The organism is Pseudomonas sp., assembly GCF_026224925.1.
In the GTDB taxonomy this organism is placed as follows: Bacteria; Pseudomonadota; Gammaproteobacteria; order Pseudomonadales; family Pseudomonadaceae; genus Aquipseudomonas.
Genome location: NZ_JAMFRV010000673.1, coordinates 1 through 18693 on the forward strand (window position 1 = coordinate 1; position 18693 = coordinate 18693).

Here is an 18693-nt window from a genome sequence, read left to right on the forward strand (position 1 = left end):
TTGCAAGTACGACATGCGCTCGCCATAAACGATGCGGCCGGTGACGACCATTGTCAGCGGCAACAAGAAGTAGCCCAGGGAAACATCCAGACCATGGCCATTGAGCGGCCCCCACATGAAGATCCACAGTTGCACCGCCACCAGCGCACTGGTGAGCAACACCCCGAAAATCAGCTTCGGTTTTTCACGCACGCGTTGATGGATCAGTGGGACCCATTTCCAGTCGCCGGAGAGGCAGATGAATAAAGTCATGAAAGGCAGCGAAATGAGTATTCGCCAGCCAAAGATTTCCTGACCATTAAGTGGAGAGAGGAGGGACGCAAAGTAATATAGTACGCCAAACAAGAATGATGCAGATACCGCTAAAATAACGCCTTTAGACACAACAGCCTCGACAAAAACTACATGAATAGAATTAAGGTCAAGGTTATATATAGCGTGCGAGATTACTTACAGGCAGCATTAAAGTGCGACAAGAAAATTATTGCCAAAATTCAACTTTACAGTTGATGCCTTGGCAACAGGATTCAAACGCATTTATATGTTTTTTATTATAGTGCGCAAAGTTCATCCGGCACGATATCGAACCCGACTTTAGTCATTGATAGAAGAACACCCAATACGAGTGCTTCCAGGTAAAACGCTGCAACCGCCAGAAAATGCTGGCCATGGTTGAGTTTTGCCCCTAATCATAGGGATTTCGCCTACACCAGAGCGGGACAGGGCGAATGGTTGTTACGGGTGACGCTTAATTCACAGGTCAAAAGATTGCCATTTGTCCCGAACGGCAAATAGTATAGAAAATGACCGATTTAGTCCAATTAAAAATCACAGGCTGGGCGAGCTTTTATTCGTTCCAACACCCTGGGGTTGTTTAACTTGTCGCTGACAGCTCGAATCGCTCAGGGAAGCTCTGAAGTCGTCAGCTATTGTTGATGCCCTACTTGGTTGAGGTACAAAAGCTGATTCTCCAAGAAATTAAGAATTCAGGGTTGATTGATATTCTCCTTCTAATGCATATGATCCGAGCGGCGTTTTCAGCCGCGAATGGCTGCTTGAAACTCGCCAGCAAGCCCGCTCCGAAAACTTTGTATTTGCTGCATTGACGAGGGTGGCGCAGGAAACGGCCGGGCTCAAGGCCATGCGGCCGGGTATTAAGATCGCTAATGCCCGGCCGCAGGATTTGACTCTTTTACGTCACCACTCGATAGCACGGCTCATACGCTGCGCCGCCCGGAAGCTTCATGCGGTGTTGTGCGACGAACGCTTGCAGGAGGTGGTCCAGTGGTTCCATCACGGCAGCGTCGCCATGGATTTCATACGGACCATGTTCTTCGATCAGGCGGATGCCTTTGTCTTTAACGTTGCCCGCCACGATCCCGGAAAACGCCCGGCGCAAGTTGGCTGCCAGTTCATGGGGGGGCAGGTCGCGGCTCAATTTCAAGCTGGCCATGTTCTCGTGGGTCGGATCGAACGGACGCTGGAAACCTTCGTCAATTCTCAGCAGCCAGTTGAAGTGGAACGCGTCGTTACGTTCGCGACGGAACTGTTTCACTTCTTTGAGCGCGAGGGTCATTTCCCGTGCGACCTGGACCGGATCGTCGATGATGATCTGGTAGCGGCTTTGCGCGACTTCGCCCAAGGTGGCTCCGACAAAGTCATGCAGCTGTTGCAGATACGGAGCGGCGTGCTTTGGCCCTGTCAGAATGACCGGGAACGGCAGGTTCTGGTTGTCCGGGTGCATCAGGATACCCAGCAAATAAAGGAACTCTTCTGCCGTACCTGCACCGCCTGGAAAGATGATGATGCCGTGGCCAACACGGACGAAGGCTTCCAGGCGCTTTTCGATGTCTGGCAGAATCACCAGTTCGTTGACGATGGGGTTAGGCGCTTCAGCCGCGATGATGCCTGGCTCGGTAAGACCCAGATAGCGACCGCCGCTGATACGCTGTTTGGCGTGGGCGATGGTTGCACCTTTCATCGGGCCTTTCATGACACCTGGGCCGCAGCCGGTGCAGATGTCCAGACTGCGCAAGCCGAGTTCGTGGCCTACTTTTTTGGTGTATTTGTATTCTTCGGTGTTAATCGAGTGGCCGCCCCAACACACGACGATTTTCGGCTCTACGCCGGGGCGTAGGGTGCGGGCATTGCGCAGCAGGTGGAAAACGTAGTCGGTGATGCCTTGCGAGCTTTCAAGGTCGATACGCGGGCTGTCTAGCTCGTTTTCGGTGTACACGATGTCGCGCAGTGCACAGAACAGCATTTCGCGGGTGCTGGCGATCATCTCACCGTCGACGAACGCGTCGGCCGGTGCGTTGAGCAATTCCAGGCGCACGCCACGGTCTTGCTGATGGATACGCACTTCAAAACTTTCATACGCCTCAAGAATGGTCTTGGCGTTATCAACGTGGGCGCCTGTGTTGAGGATTGCCAAGGCGCATTGGCGGAATAATTTATAGATGCTGCCCGACCCGGCTTCGCTCAGTTGCTGAACTTCGCGTTGGGACAATGTCTCCAGGCTGCCCTTTGGGCTGACTGAAGCGTTAATTACTTTTCTTGAAACCATTCTGAATTCCTGAAAAACGATGCGACCGAGCCAACAGGAGAGGTCAGTTGCATCAAAAAATGGGCGCCGTAGGTGATCGCGCGGCGGGCATTTTCTCCGGCCGGCGAGCGTGAATGCAAACGGTGTGGGGGACCATCTGTGGCGAGCTGTCTCGCGGCGCAGGAGAAATCGGCAGTTAAAGAGCGATGGACCCAATGGACGATGTGGGGTGGATGCTTTTCGCATCTTACTCCGGCATCGGATGAAACGGCATTATCCCGGTTGATTGATTAACGCTGTAGGTGTGACCCTGTCCAAGGGTGATAATGCCATGCGCTTTAGCCATTACCTTATCTTGGAGTTGGGCAGCAGTGATGTTCGAGATCAAACAACTGGACCCTGAAACCTATCGCCGGCAAACGCGGCGCAGCACGTTAACTATAGCCGTGATATTCGCAGTACTGGCGGTGGCGCTTTCAAGCATCGCGGTGATGCTGTTCGGTGAGCCCGGGGGGGATAATTTTCGTTTGAATGTAGCGGGTGTTGTTGCTGGGCTGGTGCTGACTATCGCGCTGGTGCGCTTTCAGTTTTGGTCGCAGCCGTGGATGGCGCCGGCAGTCTACGGCTGGCAGCTAAAACGCAACCTGATGAGAATCACCAACGTTATGCATCATGTGACGGCTGGCGTGCAGCTCAATGATCCGGCTGCGATGAAGCTGCTGCGGTTTTACCATTTGGGCATAAGCCAGATGCATCAGTTGGACGCGAACTCCAGCGCCCACCTGCAGATGATCCAAGAGATAGATCAGCATCAGCAACGCATGACCGCACTGGCAATTGATACTGATCAGCCGCGGTTGGACCCTGCATGGATTGACGCCGTTAAGCTTCGCGCCTGATTAGCTGCCTTGCGCACCACCAGGCTTTGGCTAATCGCTTGCGAGTTCAAGCACCAAGGTTAAAGGACGCAGGATCAGGCCCTAGACGTTTGACCTGCTCGATGGCGGCAATCGCGGCCATGTCCTCAGCACTGAGTTCAAAATCAAACACGGTGAAGTTCTGCACGATGCGCCCTGGGTTGCTGGACCGCGGTATGACGATGTGACCGGTCTGTATATGCCAGCGCAAAATCACCTGCGCCACAGTTCGCCCGTGGTCGGTAGCGATAGCTTTCAACGCCAGTTGGTTGAGCAGCTCACCACCCTGTCCCAGCGGGCTCCAGGACTCGGTATGAATGCCTTGGGATTGGCAGAACTGAACCAGATCGTGTTGGACGAAATCCGGGTGAATCTCAATCTGGTTGACCGCAGGTTTCACGCCGGTATCGCCAATGATTCGCTCAAGGTGGTCGGCGTTGAAGTTGGACACACCGATTGAACCGACACGGCCTTCTTTGTGCAGTTGGACCATGGCACGCCAACTGGCGGGATAAGCATTCTTGCTCGGCAGCGGCCAGTGGATCAGGTACAGGTCAACCTTTTCCAAACCTAGCAACTTAAGGCTCGCGTCATACGCACGCAGGGTGCTGTCGAAACCTTGGTCGGCATTCCATAGTTTGGTGGTGATGAAAATTTCATCGCGGGGCACTTCACTTTCGGCGACGGCACGACCGACCCCGGCTTCATTGCCGTAAATCATCGCGGTATCGATGTGCCGATAGCCTGCGGCCAGTGCGTCGGTGGATGAGGCGTAGGCTTGCTCGTCGGTAAGCTGCCATACACCAAGGCCCAGTTGAGGGATTTGCACACCATCATTCAGTGTTATCAGCGGAGCGTGTGACATTGATAATAATCCTGCATCAAGAGCGAAAGCGCATGAGCGCAAGCATACGCCCAATAGCTATTCGCCGATGGACGCTCAAAAAACTGAGACTACCATTGGCGCAGCAGGGTTCAACATGTGGGGTTGGAATGCCGTGTCGGTTTATCGCAGCCTTCGGCATCTCCCGTAGGAGCTGCCGAAGGCTGCGATTGGTTCGCGCTCAATTCAGGCTTTGCTCTCGGTGCCCCGAATCGAAAAATTCGCCATGTGCTCAAGCCCTTTGATCAACGCCGAATGGTCCCACTGACTGCCGCCGATGGCCGCGCAGGTGCTGAATACTTGTTGGGCGTTGGCAGTGTTGGGCAGGTTCAGGTTGAGTTCGCGAGCGCCTTCCAGTGCCAGGTTAAGGTCTTTCTGGTGCAGTGCAATGCGGAAACCTGGGTTGAAGGTGCCTTTGATCATGCGTTCGCCGTGCACTTCGAGAATTTTTGAACTGGCGAATCCGCCCATCAAGGCTTCGCGAACTTTGGCGGGATCAGCGCCATTTTTGGCGGCAAACAGCAACGCCTCAGCCACTGCCTGGATGTTCAGCGCGACGATGATCTGATTCGCGACTTTCGCGGTTTGACCATCACCATTACCACCCACCAAGGTGATATTTTTGCCCATGGTTTGCAGCAGCGGCAGGGCACGGTCAAACGTATCCTGATTGCCGCCGACCATGATGCTCAGGGTTGCAGCCTTGGCGCCTACTTCGCCGCCAGATACCGGCGCGTCGAGGTACTGCGCGCCCGTGGCGTTGATTTTCTCGGCGAAGACTTTGGTGGCAGACGGGGAGATCGAACTCATGTCGATCACTACTTTGCCTTCGGTGGTGCCTTGAGCGATACCGTTCTCACCGAACAGTACGGTGTCGACGTACGGGGTGTCGGGCAGCATGACGATGATGAATTCTGCAGCTTCAGCGACGGCCTTCGGGCTGTGCAGTACCTGCGCGCCACTTTCGGTAAGGGAGGCGGGCGGTGTGCTGTGATGGTCCGACAGCAGCAGCGTATGCCCGGCTTTCAGCAGGTTTTGCGCCATAGGCAGACCCATGATGCCGGTACCGATAAATCCGATTGTTGCCATGGTGATGATCCTTTTGTTGTCGATACAGAGGACTTAATAGATCTTTAAATCACGTTATAGGTTTTCAACCAGCCCAAACCGGCTTCGGTGGTGGTCAGCGGTTTGTATTCGCAGCCGACCCAGCCTTGATAACCGATCCGGTCCAGGTGTTCGAACAGGAAGTGGTAGTTGATCTCCCCGGTACCAGGCTCGTGGCGGCCAGGGTTGTCGGCCAACTGCACGTGCTGGATCACTGGCAAGTGCGTTTGCAGGGTGCGGGCCAAGTCGCCTTCCATGATTTGCATGTGGTAAATGTCGTATTGCAGCGCCAGGTTTTTACTGCCGACTTTGTCGCGAATAGCCAATGCCTGACGCGTGGTGTTCAGGTAGAACCCCGGAATATCCAGCGTGTTAATCATCTCCATGATCAACCGCAGGCCAACCGCTTCCAGCTTGTCTGCGGCGTATTTCAGATTGGCGATGAACGTATTTTCGATCAGTTCGTCGCTGCCTTCTGCCGGGCGAATACCGGCCAGGCAGTTGACTTGCGTATTGCCCAACACGTGGGCATAGGCGATGGCCAGATCAACCCCCGCGCGAAATTCCTCGACCCGATCCGGGTGGCAAGCAATACCGCGCTCGCCTTTGGCCCAGTCGCCAGCCGGAAGATTGAACAGCACTTGGGTCAGCCCATTGGCCTCCAGTCGGTCCTTGATTTGCGCCGAGCTGAACTCATAAGGAAACAGGTATTCAACGCCGGTAAAACCCGCTTTAGCGGCCGCGTCGAAGCGCTGCAGGAAGTCGTACTCGGTGAACAGCATGGACAGGTTGGCGCATAAGCGTGGCATGGTTGGCTCCTTGTTCGAAACGGTTGTCAGTCCATCAGACTGACGGAAGTAGGGGCGTCGGCGCGGGACTCTGCGAGCGCCTCGAATTCGTTGATCGCGTTGATTTCAGTGCCCATGGAAATGTTTGTCACGCGCTCCAGTATCACCTCGACAACGACCGGAACGCTGTACTGCTGCATCAATGCATTGGCTTCAGCGAAAGCGGCTTGAAGGTGCGCCGCATCAGTGACGCGAATCGCTTTGCAGCCCAGGCCTTCAGCGACTGCGACGTGGTCCACGCCATAACCTTCAAGCTCCGGCGCATTGATGTTGTCGAACGCCAGCTGCACACAGAAGTCCATGTCAAAGCCGCGTTGCGCTTGACGGATCAGGCCCAAGTACGAGTTGTTCACCACCACATGAATGTACGGCAGCTTAAACTGCGCACCCACGGCCAATTCCTCAATCATGAACTGGAAATCATAGTCTCCTGACAGCGCCACGACAGTGCGGGACGGGTCGGCCTTGGCCACGCCCAGCGCCGCAGGAATGGTCCAGCCCAGCGGTCCGGCCTGGCCGCAATTGATCCAGTGTCGAGGCTTGTAGACGTGCAAGAATTGCGCACCGGCAATCTGTGAAAGACCAATGGTGGTGACGTAGCAGGTGTCCTTACCAAAGAAACGGTTCATCTCTTCGTATACGCGCTGCGGCTTGACCGGCACGTTGTCGAAGTGAGTCTTGCGCTGCAAGGTGCGCTTGCGTTCCTGGCAAGTGTGCAGCCAGGTGCTGCGGTTTTTCAGGGTGCCGGCGATGTGCATTTCGCGGGCAACTTCGAGGAACATTTCCAGGGCAGCGCCCGCATCAGACACGATGCCCAAGTCCGGCATTAACACCCGGCCGATCTGCGTGGGCTCAATGTCGATGTGGATAAATTTACGGCCTTCGCTGTAAACGGAAACGGTGCCGGTGTGACGGTTGGCCCAGCGGTTGCCGATACCCAGCACCAAGTCTGATTCCAGCAGCGTGGCGTTGCCGTAGCGGTGCGACGTTTGCAGCCCGACCATGCCAGCCATCTGCGGGTGATCATCAGGAATGGTGCCCCAGCCCATGAGTGTTGGAATCACCGGTATGCCCGTCAGTTCAGCGAACTCGACCAAGGCAGCCGACGCGTCGGCGTTAATGACCCCGCCACCGGCAACGATCAATGGCCGTTCGGACTGGTTGAGCATCGCCAGGGCTTTTTCCACCTGCTTGCGGCTGGCCCGTGGTTTGACGATGGGCAGCGGCTCGTAAGCATCGATATCGAATTCGATTTCAGCCATTTGCACGTCGAACGGCAAGTCGATCAGCACCGGTCCGGGGCGCCCGCTGCGCATCAGCTGAAAAGCCTTTTGGAACACGTACGGCACCTGGCCCGGTTCCATGACGGTCGTCGCCCACTTGCACACCGGTGCAGCAATGCTGGCGATGTCCACGGCCTGGAAGTCTTCTTTGTGCAGACGAGCACGAGGCGCCTGACCGGTGATGCAAAGGATTGGAATCGAGTCTGCCGACGCCGAATACAGACCGGTGATCATGTCGGTGCCTGCCGGGCCGGACGTGCCGATGCACACGCCAATATTGCCAGCGACTGCGCGGGTATACCCCTCTGCCATGTGCGAAGCGCCTTCGACGTGACGTGCCAGCACGTGGTCGATGCCGCCGAGTTTTTTCAACGCGGCGTACAGGGGATTGATGGCCGCCCCGGGAATCCCGAAAGCGGTGTCGATTCCCTCGCGTCGCATTACCAGTACGGCCGCTTCGATAGCGCGCATGACAGTCATTTGGTAGTCTCCTGAAGTCGATATTATTAGTACCTGAACAGGGTGCTTTTTCGCGGAGCGTTTGAGAATTACTGCTTTAATCCTTTCTGTCGGTATCAGGAGTATCGAATGGACCGCTACACGGAGTTGCACAGCTACGTGCTGGTGGCCGCCAAAGGCAGCTTTGCCGCGGCGGCACTGGTTGAAGGCGTCACGCCCGCGATCATGGGGCGTCGGCTGACCGCGCTTGAAGACCGATTGGGCATCAAGCTGATTCATCGCTCCACGCGCGGCCTGACCTTGACCGAACTGGGCGATACTTATCTTGAAAGTGCCAAGGCGCTGCTGCGGACTTTCGACGACCTGGACGCCAGCGTCAGCGAAAATCAGAGCGCGGTGCGTGGCCACCTGATGGTTTCGGCACCTGCCGGTTTCGGGCGTCGGCACGTGGCACCTCATGCGCCGGAGTTCCAGGCTCGTTACCCCGACCTCAGTTTGTCGTTCGACCTGACCGACAACGTGATTGATCTGGTGCGCGAGGGCTACGACCTGGCGATTCGTATCGGTGAGGTGTTGGACCCCAATTATGTCGCGATCAAATTGTTCGCTAATCAACGCGTGGTGTGCGGTGCGCCGCAATACTTTGCGGCCCAGGGTTACCCGCAGACCCTGGAAGACCTGGCGAAGCACAACTGCCTGACCTTCAACCTGCAAGGCGGACAACACCGGGGCTGGACGTTTCAACGTGACGGCCGGCAAGTCGCGATCAAAGTTGCGGGCAATTTGTACTGCAACGACGGTGAGCTGCTGTTTGATTGGGCAAAACGAGGGTTGGGATTGAGTTGGCGTTCGGTCTGGGAAATTCAGGGCGCACTGGAGAGTGGCGAACTGGTAACTGTGCTTGATGACTACGCGTTGCCCAGCTACGACATTCAAGGGGTTTACCCGCAACAGCATTATCTACCCGCCAAAGTCCGGTTTTTTATTGCCTTCTTGAAGGAGGTCTACAACCGTCCGAACTACTGGGTCGAATCTTGAACAGCGACGGTTTGCCCGGTTAAAGGCAAGCCGCCTGCACTTTTGAATAGCCGTAGCTTGGCTGCCTCAGATAAGGCTGAGCGAGACGGTAGGCAGACCTTTGATTTCACCGACGGCCGAACCAGGCCCTTCGACGAAATACATGCCGGTGTATGAGCCCGCGGTAATCACCGTGTTCTTGCTCAGCGTCAGGCCCTGTCCGGTGTGGTGGTTCACCAGCCACGCCAACAGTCGACGTGGATCGCCTGCTGGATTTGCCGGTTTACCGGGCACGATGTCTTTACCTGCGTAGGTGAAAGCCAACTCCGGTTCGGCGAACGGAAAGTCTTCGCGGTATTCGATGAACTCACCCACGGCCAATGCGCCGTGGTTGAGCAGGTCGCCCAGCGCCAGCAAAGGCTCCACCTTGGGCCACGCCGCGAAACGGCTGGCGACCAACTCAATGGTCGCCGCCATGTAACCGATGCCTTGACGCACTTCTTCGTCGGAATATGCCTCGGCGCGGGGTGCGAAGTCGCGGTTGAAACGAAAGGCGATTTCCAGCTCCAGAGCAGGCGGAAAGTACCCGGCGCGCTCCAGGCTGGCGCCGCTGGGCAGCAGACAGTCCGCCGGAAGCGGCGCGCCCTGAATCGGCCCTGTATGGGATTTCGAGCCGATCTTCCAGCCGCCAGCGCTTGATCCACGCAGGCGCAGAATCTCTCGCTGCAACGCATAGGCAGCCGCTGGGTCGGCAGGTACTTGGTCTGCGGGTATTTCTGCGATGGGCTGACGCTGACGTCCGGCGTCGACGATCAATTGGGCAAGGCTGGACGTTTTAGCGGTGTCAGTCATGGGGGCAATTTCCTTCAACACTTGAATGTGGAACCCGCGCTTGCCCGTTATTAAAAGAGGCTGCGCGGGGATGAAACGGGCTGACTATTTACCGACAATAACCGAAGCCCGACGCCGGTGCTGCTCGTCTGTAACGTCAACGCCAGCGGGCAGGTTAGTCACACACTCGAACTTATTCTCAGGTTTCATGCGGAACGCCAGAATAACCCCGATTGCCATTAGCAGCATGCTACCGACAAAGGGCAAATCCCAACTGCCATAACGGTCGATCAGGTAGCCGGAAACCACCGGAGAGAGAATCGCCGCAGCGGCGGAACCGGTGCTCATGATGCCGCTGGCAGTGCCACTGAACTCCGGCGCGATGTCCATCGGGATCGCCCACATTGGCCCGATCATCATCTCTGCGAAGAAGAAACCTCCGGCCAGGCAGGCCATTGAAATGTACATGTTGTGATTGAACATGACGGGGAGCAGGCAGGCCAAGGTCAGGAACATGCACACCGCAACCATCCAACTGCGAGACTTCTTCAATGATCCGGTTTTGATCAACAGTTTGTCGGTGACTAGGCCGCCGACGGTGTCGCCAATCACGCCAGCAAAGAACACCGCTGAGGCAAACACTGCGGATTTTTTCAGGTCCATGTTGTAGCTGTGCAGGAAGTACTGGGGAATCCATGACAGGAACAACCACAGGGTCCAGCCGTAGCAGAAGTAGACGATGGTCACCGGTGCCATGCGCTTGAACAGGGCTTTCCATGGCACCTTGGGTGCGGGGCCTTTTGGCGGCGGCAATAGTGCTAATTCTGCTGGGGTAATGTGCGGATGATCTTTGGGATGCTCAGTGAAGACGAAGGACCAAATGACTACCCACACCAGGCTGATAGCCCCGCAGACATAAAACGCCATGCGCCAGTCATAAACGGCCATCACAGCAACAATGACCGTCGGTGCTACCGCGTTACCGATACGTGCAGCCGAATGGGTAATGCCTTGGGCAAAGCCGCGTTTTTCTTTGGCCACCCAGCGTGACATGGCGGCAGTTGCAGCAGGGAAGGTCGCGCCTTCACCCAAGCCCAACAGCAGGCGCGCGGCAAGCATCGAGAACAGGCCGCCAGCGAAGCCGGTGAGGATGGTCGCCACGCCCCACAGCAATCCGCAAAAGATCAGTGTGCGGCGAGCACCGTATTTGTCGCTGATCCAGCCACCGATCACCTGGAACACCAGGTAAGGGTAGGCAAAGGCAGAAAATACCAAGCCTATTTGAGTGTTGGAGAGGCCGAATTCCGCGCCGAACCCCGAGGCAGCGGTGCTGACGTTGACGCGGTCCAGATAAGTAATGAAATACATGATGCAGAGCATGAGTAACACCATGCTCGTCGGGCGTAGACGGAACAGTTTCATGACGCTATCTCCATTTTCTTATTGTTCGTGCGATGAAGCACGATAGGTCGGGATAGATCTTTGTTGTTCTAGTGGTTGTTCAATATAGGGGTGTAATCAGGTACCCCTGTAGGAGATGCCGAAGGCTGCGATAAGGTTGGCACGACCTTATCGTGTATCCGGAAAGCGACCGGTTTCCGGTCAAATCGCAGCCTTCGGCAGCTCCTACAGTGTCTTTGTTGTGGGGGGGATTCAAGAGCGACGCAACGGCACATCCTGGGAGCCGAGGAAGTCCATTGCGGCAACCACACCACTGGCTTTGAGCTTTATACCGGCCATTTTCAAGCCCATCTCGCAACCGGTCAGCGTGGCCATCAACGTCAGGTCGTTGCAATCGCCCAGGTGACCAATGCGGAACATACGGCCTTTCATTTTGCCGAGGCCGGTGCCCAGCGACATGTCAAAACGTTCGTAGATGATCTTGCGCACCTGATCAGCATCGACGCCGTCCGGTGTCATGACGCCGGTCAACACCGGGCTGTAAACGCTTGGGTCAGCGCACTGGATTTGCAGCCCCCAGGCGTTTACCGCGATTCGGCAGGCTTCAGCCAGGCGATTGTGACGGGCAAACACGTTGTCCAGACCTTCGCCAAGAATCATGTCCAGCGCTTCACTGAGGCCATACAACAGGTTAGTGCTCGGGGTGTAAGGCCAGTAACCGGTCTTGTTCATCTCGATGATTTCGTCCCACGCCCAGAAACTGCGGGGTAAACCTGCGTTTTTACTGGCTTCTATGGCCTTGGGCGAGACGGCGTTGAAGCTAATGCCCGGGGGCAGCATCAAGCCCTTTTGCGAGCCGGAAATGGTGACGTCCACACCCCATTCATCGTGACGATAATCCGCCGACGCCAAGCCGGAAATAGTGTCGACCAGCAACAGGGCAGGGTGCCCGGCAGCATCAATGGCCTTGCGCACGGCGGCGATGTCGGAGGTGACGCCGGTACTGGTTTCGTTATGTACCACGCAGACCGCTTTGATGCTGTGGTGCGAATCTTCACGCAGCCGCGCCTCGATCATTTCGGGCTTGAGTCCCTGGCGCCAGCCTTCAACGCCGGGCAATCCGATGAACTCTGGCTTCAAGCCCAGGCTTTCGGCCATTTTTTTCCATAAGGTGGCGAAATGGCCGGTTTCAAACATCAATACGCTATCGCCAGCGCTCAGGGTATTGCATAGCGCAGCTTCCCAGGCGCCGGTGCCGGAGGCGGGGTAAATGACCACAGGGTGTTTGGTTTTGAATACCTGCTTGATGCCATCAAGCACCTTCAGGCCGAGTTCAGCGAACTCTGGACCGCGGTGGTCGATGGTGGGGTAACTCATCGCACGGAGGATGCGGTCCGGGACAGGGCTTGGGCCAGGAATTTGCAAAAAATGGCGGCCGGCAGGGTGAAAATCGAGCTTTACCATGGTCGTTTCCTTGTTGTTGTATTTTGAATTCAAAATACCATAACAGGACTTTACGTCACGTCAACAACAAAAAATCATCTTTTATTCAGCATCCATTGGGCCAAAACGCTATAAATGAATTAAGATCGTTTCAGCCATTTGAGGACTTTGTATGCAAGATTCAGATTTCGTTACGGAAAAAGACAGCGTTCGCCAATTACCCAAGGTCGAGCGCCAACGTCTGCATGACACCGTCGTCGAGCACTTGCGCAGCTTCATCATCGAAGGTGTGCTGGAAGCTGGTAGAAAGCTGAATGAGCGAGAATTGTGCGAAACCCTGGGCATTTCCAGAACGCCTTTGCGCGAAGCACTCAAGGTGTTGGCTGCAGAAGGCTTGATTGAAATTTCGCCCAATCGGGGTGCCAGTGTTGCGCGCATGTCCGAGCTGGAAATTCGCGAAGCCTTTGAATTGATGAGCGGCCTGGAAGCATTTTCGGGCGAGTTGGCGTGTGAGCGCATCACCGCCGAAGAGTTGGTAGAGATCAAGGCGTTGCATTACGCCATGGTGGTCTGCAAAAATCAGAACGACTTGCCGGGCTACTACCAGCGTAATCGTGCGATTCACGATTTGATCAACCAGGCCTCGCGTAATTCGGCTCTGTGTCAGATGTATCAGTCGCTTAACTTCAGGTTGCAGGCCCTGCGTTTTCGCTCCAACTATCAGGCCCCGAAGTGGGACCGTGCGGTGCATGACCACGAGCAAATGATCGAGGCGCTGGAAGCCCGTGACGGTAAACGCTTGAGTTCGATCTTGCGCCATCATCTGTTGGAAAAACGCGATGCCTTGATGTTGATGGTTCGTCAGGACGATGAGCATGCACGGTCTATTCGCAACTAGTGGTTTTACAGTTTTTCATGAAGCTGCTACCGATTTCCCGCTACCCTTGCTGCAATCTCACCTGCAGCGAAGGACATCACGATGACCTGGTCGGCCAAGCAATACACGGCTTTTGAAAACGAACGTACTCGCCCGGTGCGGGATTTGGTGGCAGCTATCCCTGATCAGGAAGTGCGGCTTGCCATTGACCTGGGGTGCGGCCCTGGGAACTCTACCGAAGTGCTTGCCGAGCGCTTTCCGGATGCTGCGGTGAGCGGCATCGACAGCTCTGAAGACATGATCGCCGCCGCGAACAAGCGCTTGCCGGCGATACAGTTCGAGGTTAGTGATATTGCAAGCTGGAAGCCTACGCAGCAGTACGATGTGATTCTGGCGAACGCCTCTTTGCAGTGGGTTCCGGACCACGATGTGTTGTACCCGCAGTTGGTCAATCAACTCGCACCTGGTGGCAGTATTGCGATCCAGACCCCCGATAACTTGGAAGAGCCCGCCCACCGTATGGCGCGAGAGATCGCTGCAACCGGGACGTGGGCCAGTAAGATCGGCGGCCAGATGCACCCACCCCGGCATGGCGCCGAATATTACTACAACCTTCTGACCCCACATTGCAGCCGGGTTGATGTGTGGCGAACCACGTATTACCACCCGCTCGGTGGCGGCGCGGAGGCCGTGGTCGAGTGGTTCAAGGGTTCGGCATTGCACCCCTACCTAGGGCCCCTGAGTGAAGCGGAGAAAGCTGAGTTTCTAGCGCGGTATCTAGTCGCCATGAAAGAAGCTTATCCAGCGGCGGCTGACGGCAAGGTGTTGTTGCCGTTCCCACGGTTGTTTGTTGTTGCCAGTCGCTAGGTATTTGTTAAACAGGTAGGCCGCGCGGTGCATCAGAAGGCCGCGCCGCCTGCTAGCGCTCAGAACGGCTTGTCGCCGAGAATCGTCGCCCGATGCATCACTCGACGTTGTGGTCGATAGTCATCGACGGCGTAATGCTGGGTCACGCGATTGTCCCAAAATGCCAGGTCGTTGACCGACCAGCGCCAGCGCACGGTGAACTCGGGTCTGCTGACATGGTTGAATAGCAGCGTTAGCAGGGCAGCGCTTTCTGCTGGCTCCAGTTCATTGATCCGCGTGGTGAAACCGTCGTTAACGAACAGCGCTTTACGCCCGCTTACCGGGTGGGTACGGATGACCGGGTGTGACAATGGCGGATGGTCGCGGCGGGTTTGTTCGTAACGCGCCAAGTCATCCGTTGTGCTACCAAAACGTTCCAGGGGAAATGATTTGGTGAAGTCGTGACTGGCGGTCAGCCCGTCGAGCATGTTCGCCAAGGGCGCGGACAACGCCTCGTACGCCGCGATGCCACTGGCCCAGAGTGTGTCGCCGCCAAAAGGCGGGACCTGTTTGGCGCTCAGTATTGCGCCCAAGGCCGGGGCGGCGAGAAAGGTCACGTCGGTGTGCCAGGAGGCGTTGTCGCGCAAATCAATGATGTCGGTGTCGAGCAGCAGCAACTCGGGGTATTCGGGCACGTTTGGGTAAAGCGGGTGAATGTGTAAATCACCAAAGCCTGCGGCAAAACGAACGTGCTCATCCGGTGTTAGCGGCTGGTTGCGAAAAAATAGAACCTGATGTTGCAGAAGTGCCTGTTCGATCGCCGCGTACTGTTCTGCGTGCAGCGCAACGCTGAGGTCAAGCCCCTCTATTTCGGCGCCTAGCGCGGGGCTGATGGGGGTGATAGTCAGGCTCATGATCTGGCTCGAACGCTGTGCGAGGCGTGCCCCGCGTGATAGGGAATGCAAGGCCTAACGGCCTTGCGATGAACCATCATTGGGGGATGAATTTGGCGCTGACGTAAGACGAATAGTCCGGTAGCACGCTGTCGATTTTCCCCTGTTCCTTGAGGAAAGCCGCCGTTTGCGCGATGTCTTTCACGGTCCCGCCGCCCAATAACTCTGCCGAGGTCTGTTCTTTCGCGGTAGGAAAGTGCGAGCCTTCCAGCAGTTCCGGAATGTCTGCAGCATTGGCCCCAGTAAACCGGGCGATCTTCTGTACCTGAACGGAGTCCGGCGTCCATTGGGCTTTGTGTGCGGTGTAATCGGCGATGGCGTCCAGACTGACCTTGGCAAAGCCGGCAACGACTTCCGGGTGTTTCTCTGCGAAGTCTTTACGTGCAACCCACACTTCGAAGGTTGGAGATCCCCACTTCGATACTTCACCGGCATCGGTAAGGATCTTGCCGGTTTTACGGATTTCCCCCAGTGCAGGCGACCAAGTGAAGGCACCGTCAATGTCGCCGCGTTTCCAGGCCGCGGTAATTTCCGCCGGGCTCAGATTGACCACCTTCACCTTGCTCGGGTCAATGTTCCAATGTTTGAGCGCACCCAGCAGGCTGTAATGCGAGGTCGAGACAAACGGCGTGGCGATGGTTTTGCCGATCAAGTCTTGTGGACTATTAATACCGCTGCCGTTACGCACCACCAGCGCCTCGGAGCTTTTGATTTGCGAGGTGACAATAAAAGCCACAAGCGGCACTTTTCGCGAGGCGGCGGCTGCCAGCGGGCTCGAACCGAGGTTGCCTATCTGTAAATCTCCCGAAGCGATGGCCGCTACCACCGCAGGGCCCGCATCGAAACGCCTCCAATCGATTTTCTCACCGATGACTTTGTCATAAGTGCCATCGGACATGGGCAGTTTGGTAGGGTCAATTCCGGTGATGTAGCCGATGGTCAACGGCGCGGCGTGAGCGCCAAGCGCGAGGCCTGAGAGTGTCAGCGCAGTGATTAATGTGCGAGGGAGCGAAAAGCGCGCCATGGGTAAGCCTTGTTGGATTAAGGGGGGAGTTGGAGAGAAATCAGACTTGAAAAGGGCGGCTTACCCTGGACTGGGGTGGTGTGGGTCACCGAACTCAGAGCATCGGTAAAGACGCGCTATATAACTGTCCGGTCGTCCGGTTAGCAGAATTTAATGCTTTTGAGTCTAAGGGCGAAATATTTTTTTGGAACTAGCTTATAAGGCCGGCGGTGCAGGCGGTGCTGGTGACCAATGCGATCTAATAATTGCGAGATCTATAGCGAAAGGCTTACACGACGAAGTGCGCTTTCGCTCTATGCGCGGTAGTGGACTCGGCGATATTCTTGATCCATCAGCGCAAGTGCAGGAGTGCTTGCGGATTAAGGATGATCGACCATGGCCCGGAGGGCTACCGACAGGATGTTGGGATGGTCTTGGAAAAACCCGCTTCGGCGGGTTTTTTATTGCTCTTGAGAAAGTCAGTTCACGCGGCGGGGGACTGTTTGAACAAAGGATCGATATGAAAACGTCGCCGGTGACCGAGGCGCGGTCGCCGGCGACGCTATGTCAAGCTTCAGCAGTAGCTGTCGACAACACGAACTTCTGAGGTTTTATCCAGCGAGCGCCATTCACGCGTCAAGGTTTGCAGTACTTGACCAATGAAATTCTCGTCGGCTGCAGCTTTTTTGCCGACATAGCCCTGGCCCCGACGGTACATCTTCAGCCTGGCGCGCATCTTCGGGTTGCATTGCTCGAATTCACCTTCCCCGGCATTGGTTGCCAGGCGGTCTATGTGCACGTCTCCGGCATCGCTAACCCAGAGGATGTGGGAATCCAGACTGTCTTTTTTGGATGCGAACAGTTGGGCCAGCTCTTCAATAGTGGGTTGGTTGTTCAGATTCATTAGTATTCCCCTAGACCATTTGTTGATCTGTTTAGTGGTTAGCTCAATGACCATGTGGTCGATCGAATGCACATCGGGCAGGGGTTTGATGAAGGCAGGAAGACGAGCGAACGCTCAAAAATACATCGGGTGACGATAATACGGTCAACCACAAGCATCATGAGAACGTTTCGCCAGCTTTCTCGTCCTTTCGAGGAACGATCCTGCCAGTCAACTTCATCAATCTGCCTTGTGGGCAGTACACATCCGTTAACGACTCGACGGCTCGTCGAGGGTGTCTGGAATACCTTTGCCGGCGCTCCCGATCGGGGAGACAGGGCCATCATGCCGGGCAGAATGGAGGGCGTCAATAGTTATGTAGTGTTTTTTTTAAGGCACTACATAAAATTACAATTGGCCTCCAGAAACTGCTGGAGTGCCTTAGTCGGGGGCTCTCAGGGTTGCTCTACGTCGATTCGCGCCGCTAAGCTGCGCATCGGATCAGGTCCTAGTGTGTACATATAGAACGCTCGTCTATTGGCTCCGCAAAGTTTGTGGATATTGGCGCTGTATTCGGCGGCGAAGAGCCGGTAGTTTTAATCGCGTACTTGCAAGCGCTGCCTATCGCGCAAAATACACGTCAAAATAAGAGAGTCGACCTCATGAAATTTCAACCTTTTGCCAGATCGCTTCTTGCGACGGCACTCGTTATTAGCTGTAGCTGGGCCCAAGCGGCGTCGGTGCCTCCGGTTGCCGCCGAAAATGGCATGGTGGTCACGGCGCAACATTTGGCCACCCACGTGGGCGTCGATGTGCTCAAGGACGGTGGTAACGCCGTTGATGCTGCGGTGGCAGTGGGTTATGCGCTGGCGGTGGTTTATCCCGCGGCGGGTAACCTTGGCGGTGGCGGCTTTATGACCGTACAACTGGCCGATGGCCGAAAGACGTTTCTGGATTTCCGCGAAAAGGCACCGTTGGCCGCCACTGCGGACATGTACCTTGATAAAGACGGCAACGTCATTCCTGACTTAAGCACCAAAGGCCACTTGGCTGTTGGTGTTCCCGGCACCGTGTCAGGCATGGAACTGGCGCTGAAGAAATACGGCACCATGAAGCGCGAGCAAGTTATCGCCCCCGCTATCAAATACGCCGACGAGGGTTTCGTCCTCGAACAAGGTGACGTTGACCTGCTTGAAACGGCCACTGAAGAATTTAAAAAAGACATTCACGACTCCGGTTCGATTTTTCTGAACAAAGGCGAGCCGATGAAGGTTGGCCAGAAACTGGTGCAGAAAGACCTGGCCAGGACGTTGCGGGAAATCTCCAGCAAGGGCACCGATGGCTTCTATAAAGGCTGGGTTGGGCAGTCCATTGTTGCCTCAAGCTACGCCGGTAAA

The 18693-nt window shown here is 55.9% G+C and carries 17 protein-coding genes; 5 read left to right on the plus strand and 12 right to left on the minus strand.

The window, feature by feature from the left end; all coding sequences use genetic code 11:
- Both M0974_RS28075 and ppnN read right to left on the minus strand, forming a co-directional pair.
- A partial coding sequence (locus tag M0974_RS28075; RefSeq protein WP_367279062.1) for an EamA family transporter occupies positions 1-384 on the minus strand: 384 nt, incomplete at its 3' end.
- An 808-nt stretch (positions 385-1192) separates the two neighbouring features.
- Complete coding sequence (gene ppnN, locus M0974_RS28080; RefSeq protein WP_297844869.1) at positions 1193-2566, minus strand: nucleotide 5'-monophosphate nucleosidase PpnN; 1374 nt, start codon at positions 2564-2566, stop codon at positions 1193-1195.
- A 353-nt stretch (positions 2567-2919) separates the two neighbouring features.
- On the opposite strand from ppnN, the gene M0974_RS28085 reads away from it, so the two are divergent.
- Positions 2920-3444: a DUF3087 domain-containing protein gene (locus M0974_RS28085; RefSeq protein WP_297844871.1), complete on the plus strand. Its 525-nt coding sequence runs from the start codon at positions 2920-2922 to the stop codon at positions 3442-3444.
- A 46-nt stretch (positions 3445-3490) separates the two neighbouring features.
- Here the strand turns inward: M0974_RS28085 and M0974_RS28090 are convergent, their stop codons facing one another.
- The 4 genes from M0974_RS28090 to gcl form a co-directional block, all read right to left on the minus strand.
- Complete coding sequence (locus tag M0974_RS28090) at positions 3491-4327, minus strand: aldo/keto reductase (RefSeq protein ID WP_297844873.1); 837 nt, start codon at positions 4325-4327, stop codon at positions 3491-3493.
- Positions 4328-4531: 204 nt separating this feature from the next.
- Positions 4532-5434 carry a 2-hydroxy-3-oxopropionate reductase gene (locus M0974_RS28095; protein ID WP_297844874.1) on the minus strand — a complete coding sequence of 301 codons (903 nt, stop codon included), beginning with the start codon at positions 5432-5434 and terminating at the stop codon, positions 4532-4534.
- Positions 5435-5478: 44 nt separating this feature from the next.
- Complete coding sequence (hyi, locus tag M0974_RS28100) at positions 5479-6261, minus strand: hydroxypyruvate isomerase (protein WP_297844875.1); 783 nt, start codon at positions 6259-6261, stop codon at positions 5479-5481.
- A 26-nt stretch (positions 6262-6287) separates the two neighbouring features.
- Complete coding sequence (gene gcl / locus M0974_RS28105) at positions 6288-8063, minus strand: glyoxylate carboligase (protein ID WP_297844877.1); 1776 nt, start codon at positions 8061-8063, stop codon at positions 6288-6290.
- Positions 8064-8171: 108 nt separating this feature from the next.
- On the opposite strand from gcl, the gene M0974_RS28110 reads away from it, so the two are divergent.
- Positions 8172-9080 carry a LysR family transcriptional regulator gene (locus tag M0974_RS28110; protein ID WP_297844879.1) on the plus strand — a complete coding sequence of 303 codons (909 nt, stop codon included), beginning with the start codon at positions 8172-8174 and terminating at the stop codon, positions 9078-9080.
- Between the two features lie 66 nt (positions 9081-9146).
- Here the strand turns inward: M0974_RS28110 and M0974_RS28115 are convergent, their stop codons facing one another.
- The 3 genes from M0974_RS28115 to M0974_RS28125 all read right to left on the minus strand — a co-directional run bounded on the left by M0974_RS28115 (position 9147) and on the right by M0974_RS28125 (position 12755).
- Complete coding sequence (locus M0974_RS28115) at positions 9147-9911, minus strand: 2-keto-4-pentenoate hydratase (RefSeq protein ID WP_297844881.1); 765 nt, start codon at positions 9909-9911, stop codon at positions 9147-9149.
- 84 nt (positions 9912-9995) lie between these two features.
- Complete coding sequence (locus tag M0974_RS28120; RefSeq protein WP_297844882.1) at positions 9996-11312, minus strand: MFS transporter; 1317 nt, start codon at positions 11310-11312, stop codon at positions 9996-9998.
- Positions 11313-11543: 231 nt separating this feature from the next.
- Complete coding sequence (locus M0974_RS28125) at positions 11544-12755, minus strand: aminotransferase class V-fold PLP-dependent enzyme (RefSeq protein ID WP_297844885.1); 1212 nt, start codon at positions 12753-12755, stop codon at positions 11544-11546.
- Between the two features lie 151 nt (positions 12756-12906).
- Between M0974_RS28125 and M0974_RS28130 the strand changes: the two genes are divergently transcribed.
- Both M0974_RS28130 and tam read left to right on the plus strand, forming a co-directional pair.
- Positions 12907-13632, plus strand: coding sequence for a GntR family transcriptional regulator (locus M0974_RS28130; RefSeq protein ID WP_297844886.1), 726 nt, complete (start codon positions 12907-12909; stop codon positions 13630-13632).
- Between the two features lie 81 nt (positions 13633-13713).
- Entirely contained in the window at positions 13714-14478 is a 765-nt protein-coding gene (gene tam, locus M0974_RS28135; protein ID WP_297844888.1) for a trans-aconitate 2-methyltransferase, read from the plus strand.
- Between the two features lie 59 nt (positions 14479-14537).
- On the opposite strand, the gene tauD is transcribed toward tam, so the two are convergent.
- The 3 genes from tauD to M0974_RS28150 all read right to left on the minus strand — a co-directional run bounded on the left by tauD (position 14538) and on the right by M0974_RS28150 (position 17317).
- Positions 14538-15371, minus strand: a complete 834-nt coding sequence (tauD, locus tag M0974_RS28140) for a taurine dioxygenase (RefSeq protein WP_297844890.1) — start codon at positions 15369-15371, stop codon at positions 14538-14540.
- A 76-nt stretch (positions 15372-15447) separates the two neighbouring features.
- Positions 15448-16434 (minus strand): taurine ABC transporter substrate-binding protein, encoded by a 987-nt coding sequence (gene tauA / locus M0974_RS28145; RefSeq protein ID WP_297844891.1) that lies wholly within the window; start codon positions 16432-16434, stop codon positions 15448-15450.
- A 553-nt stretch (positions 16435-16987) separates the two neighbouring features.
- A complete protein-coding gene (locus tag M0974_RS28150; RefSeq protein ID WP_297844893.1) occupies positions 16988-17317 on the minus strand; it encodes a hypothetical protein in 330 nt (109 codons plus the stop codon).
- 641 nt (positions 17318-17958) lie between these two features.
- Here M0974_RS28150 and M0974_RS28155 point away from each other — a divergent pair.
- On the plus strand, positions 17959-18693 hold a 735-nt coding region (locus M0974_RS28155; protein WP_297844895.1), incomplete at its 3' end, for a gamma-glutamyltransferase.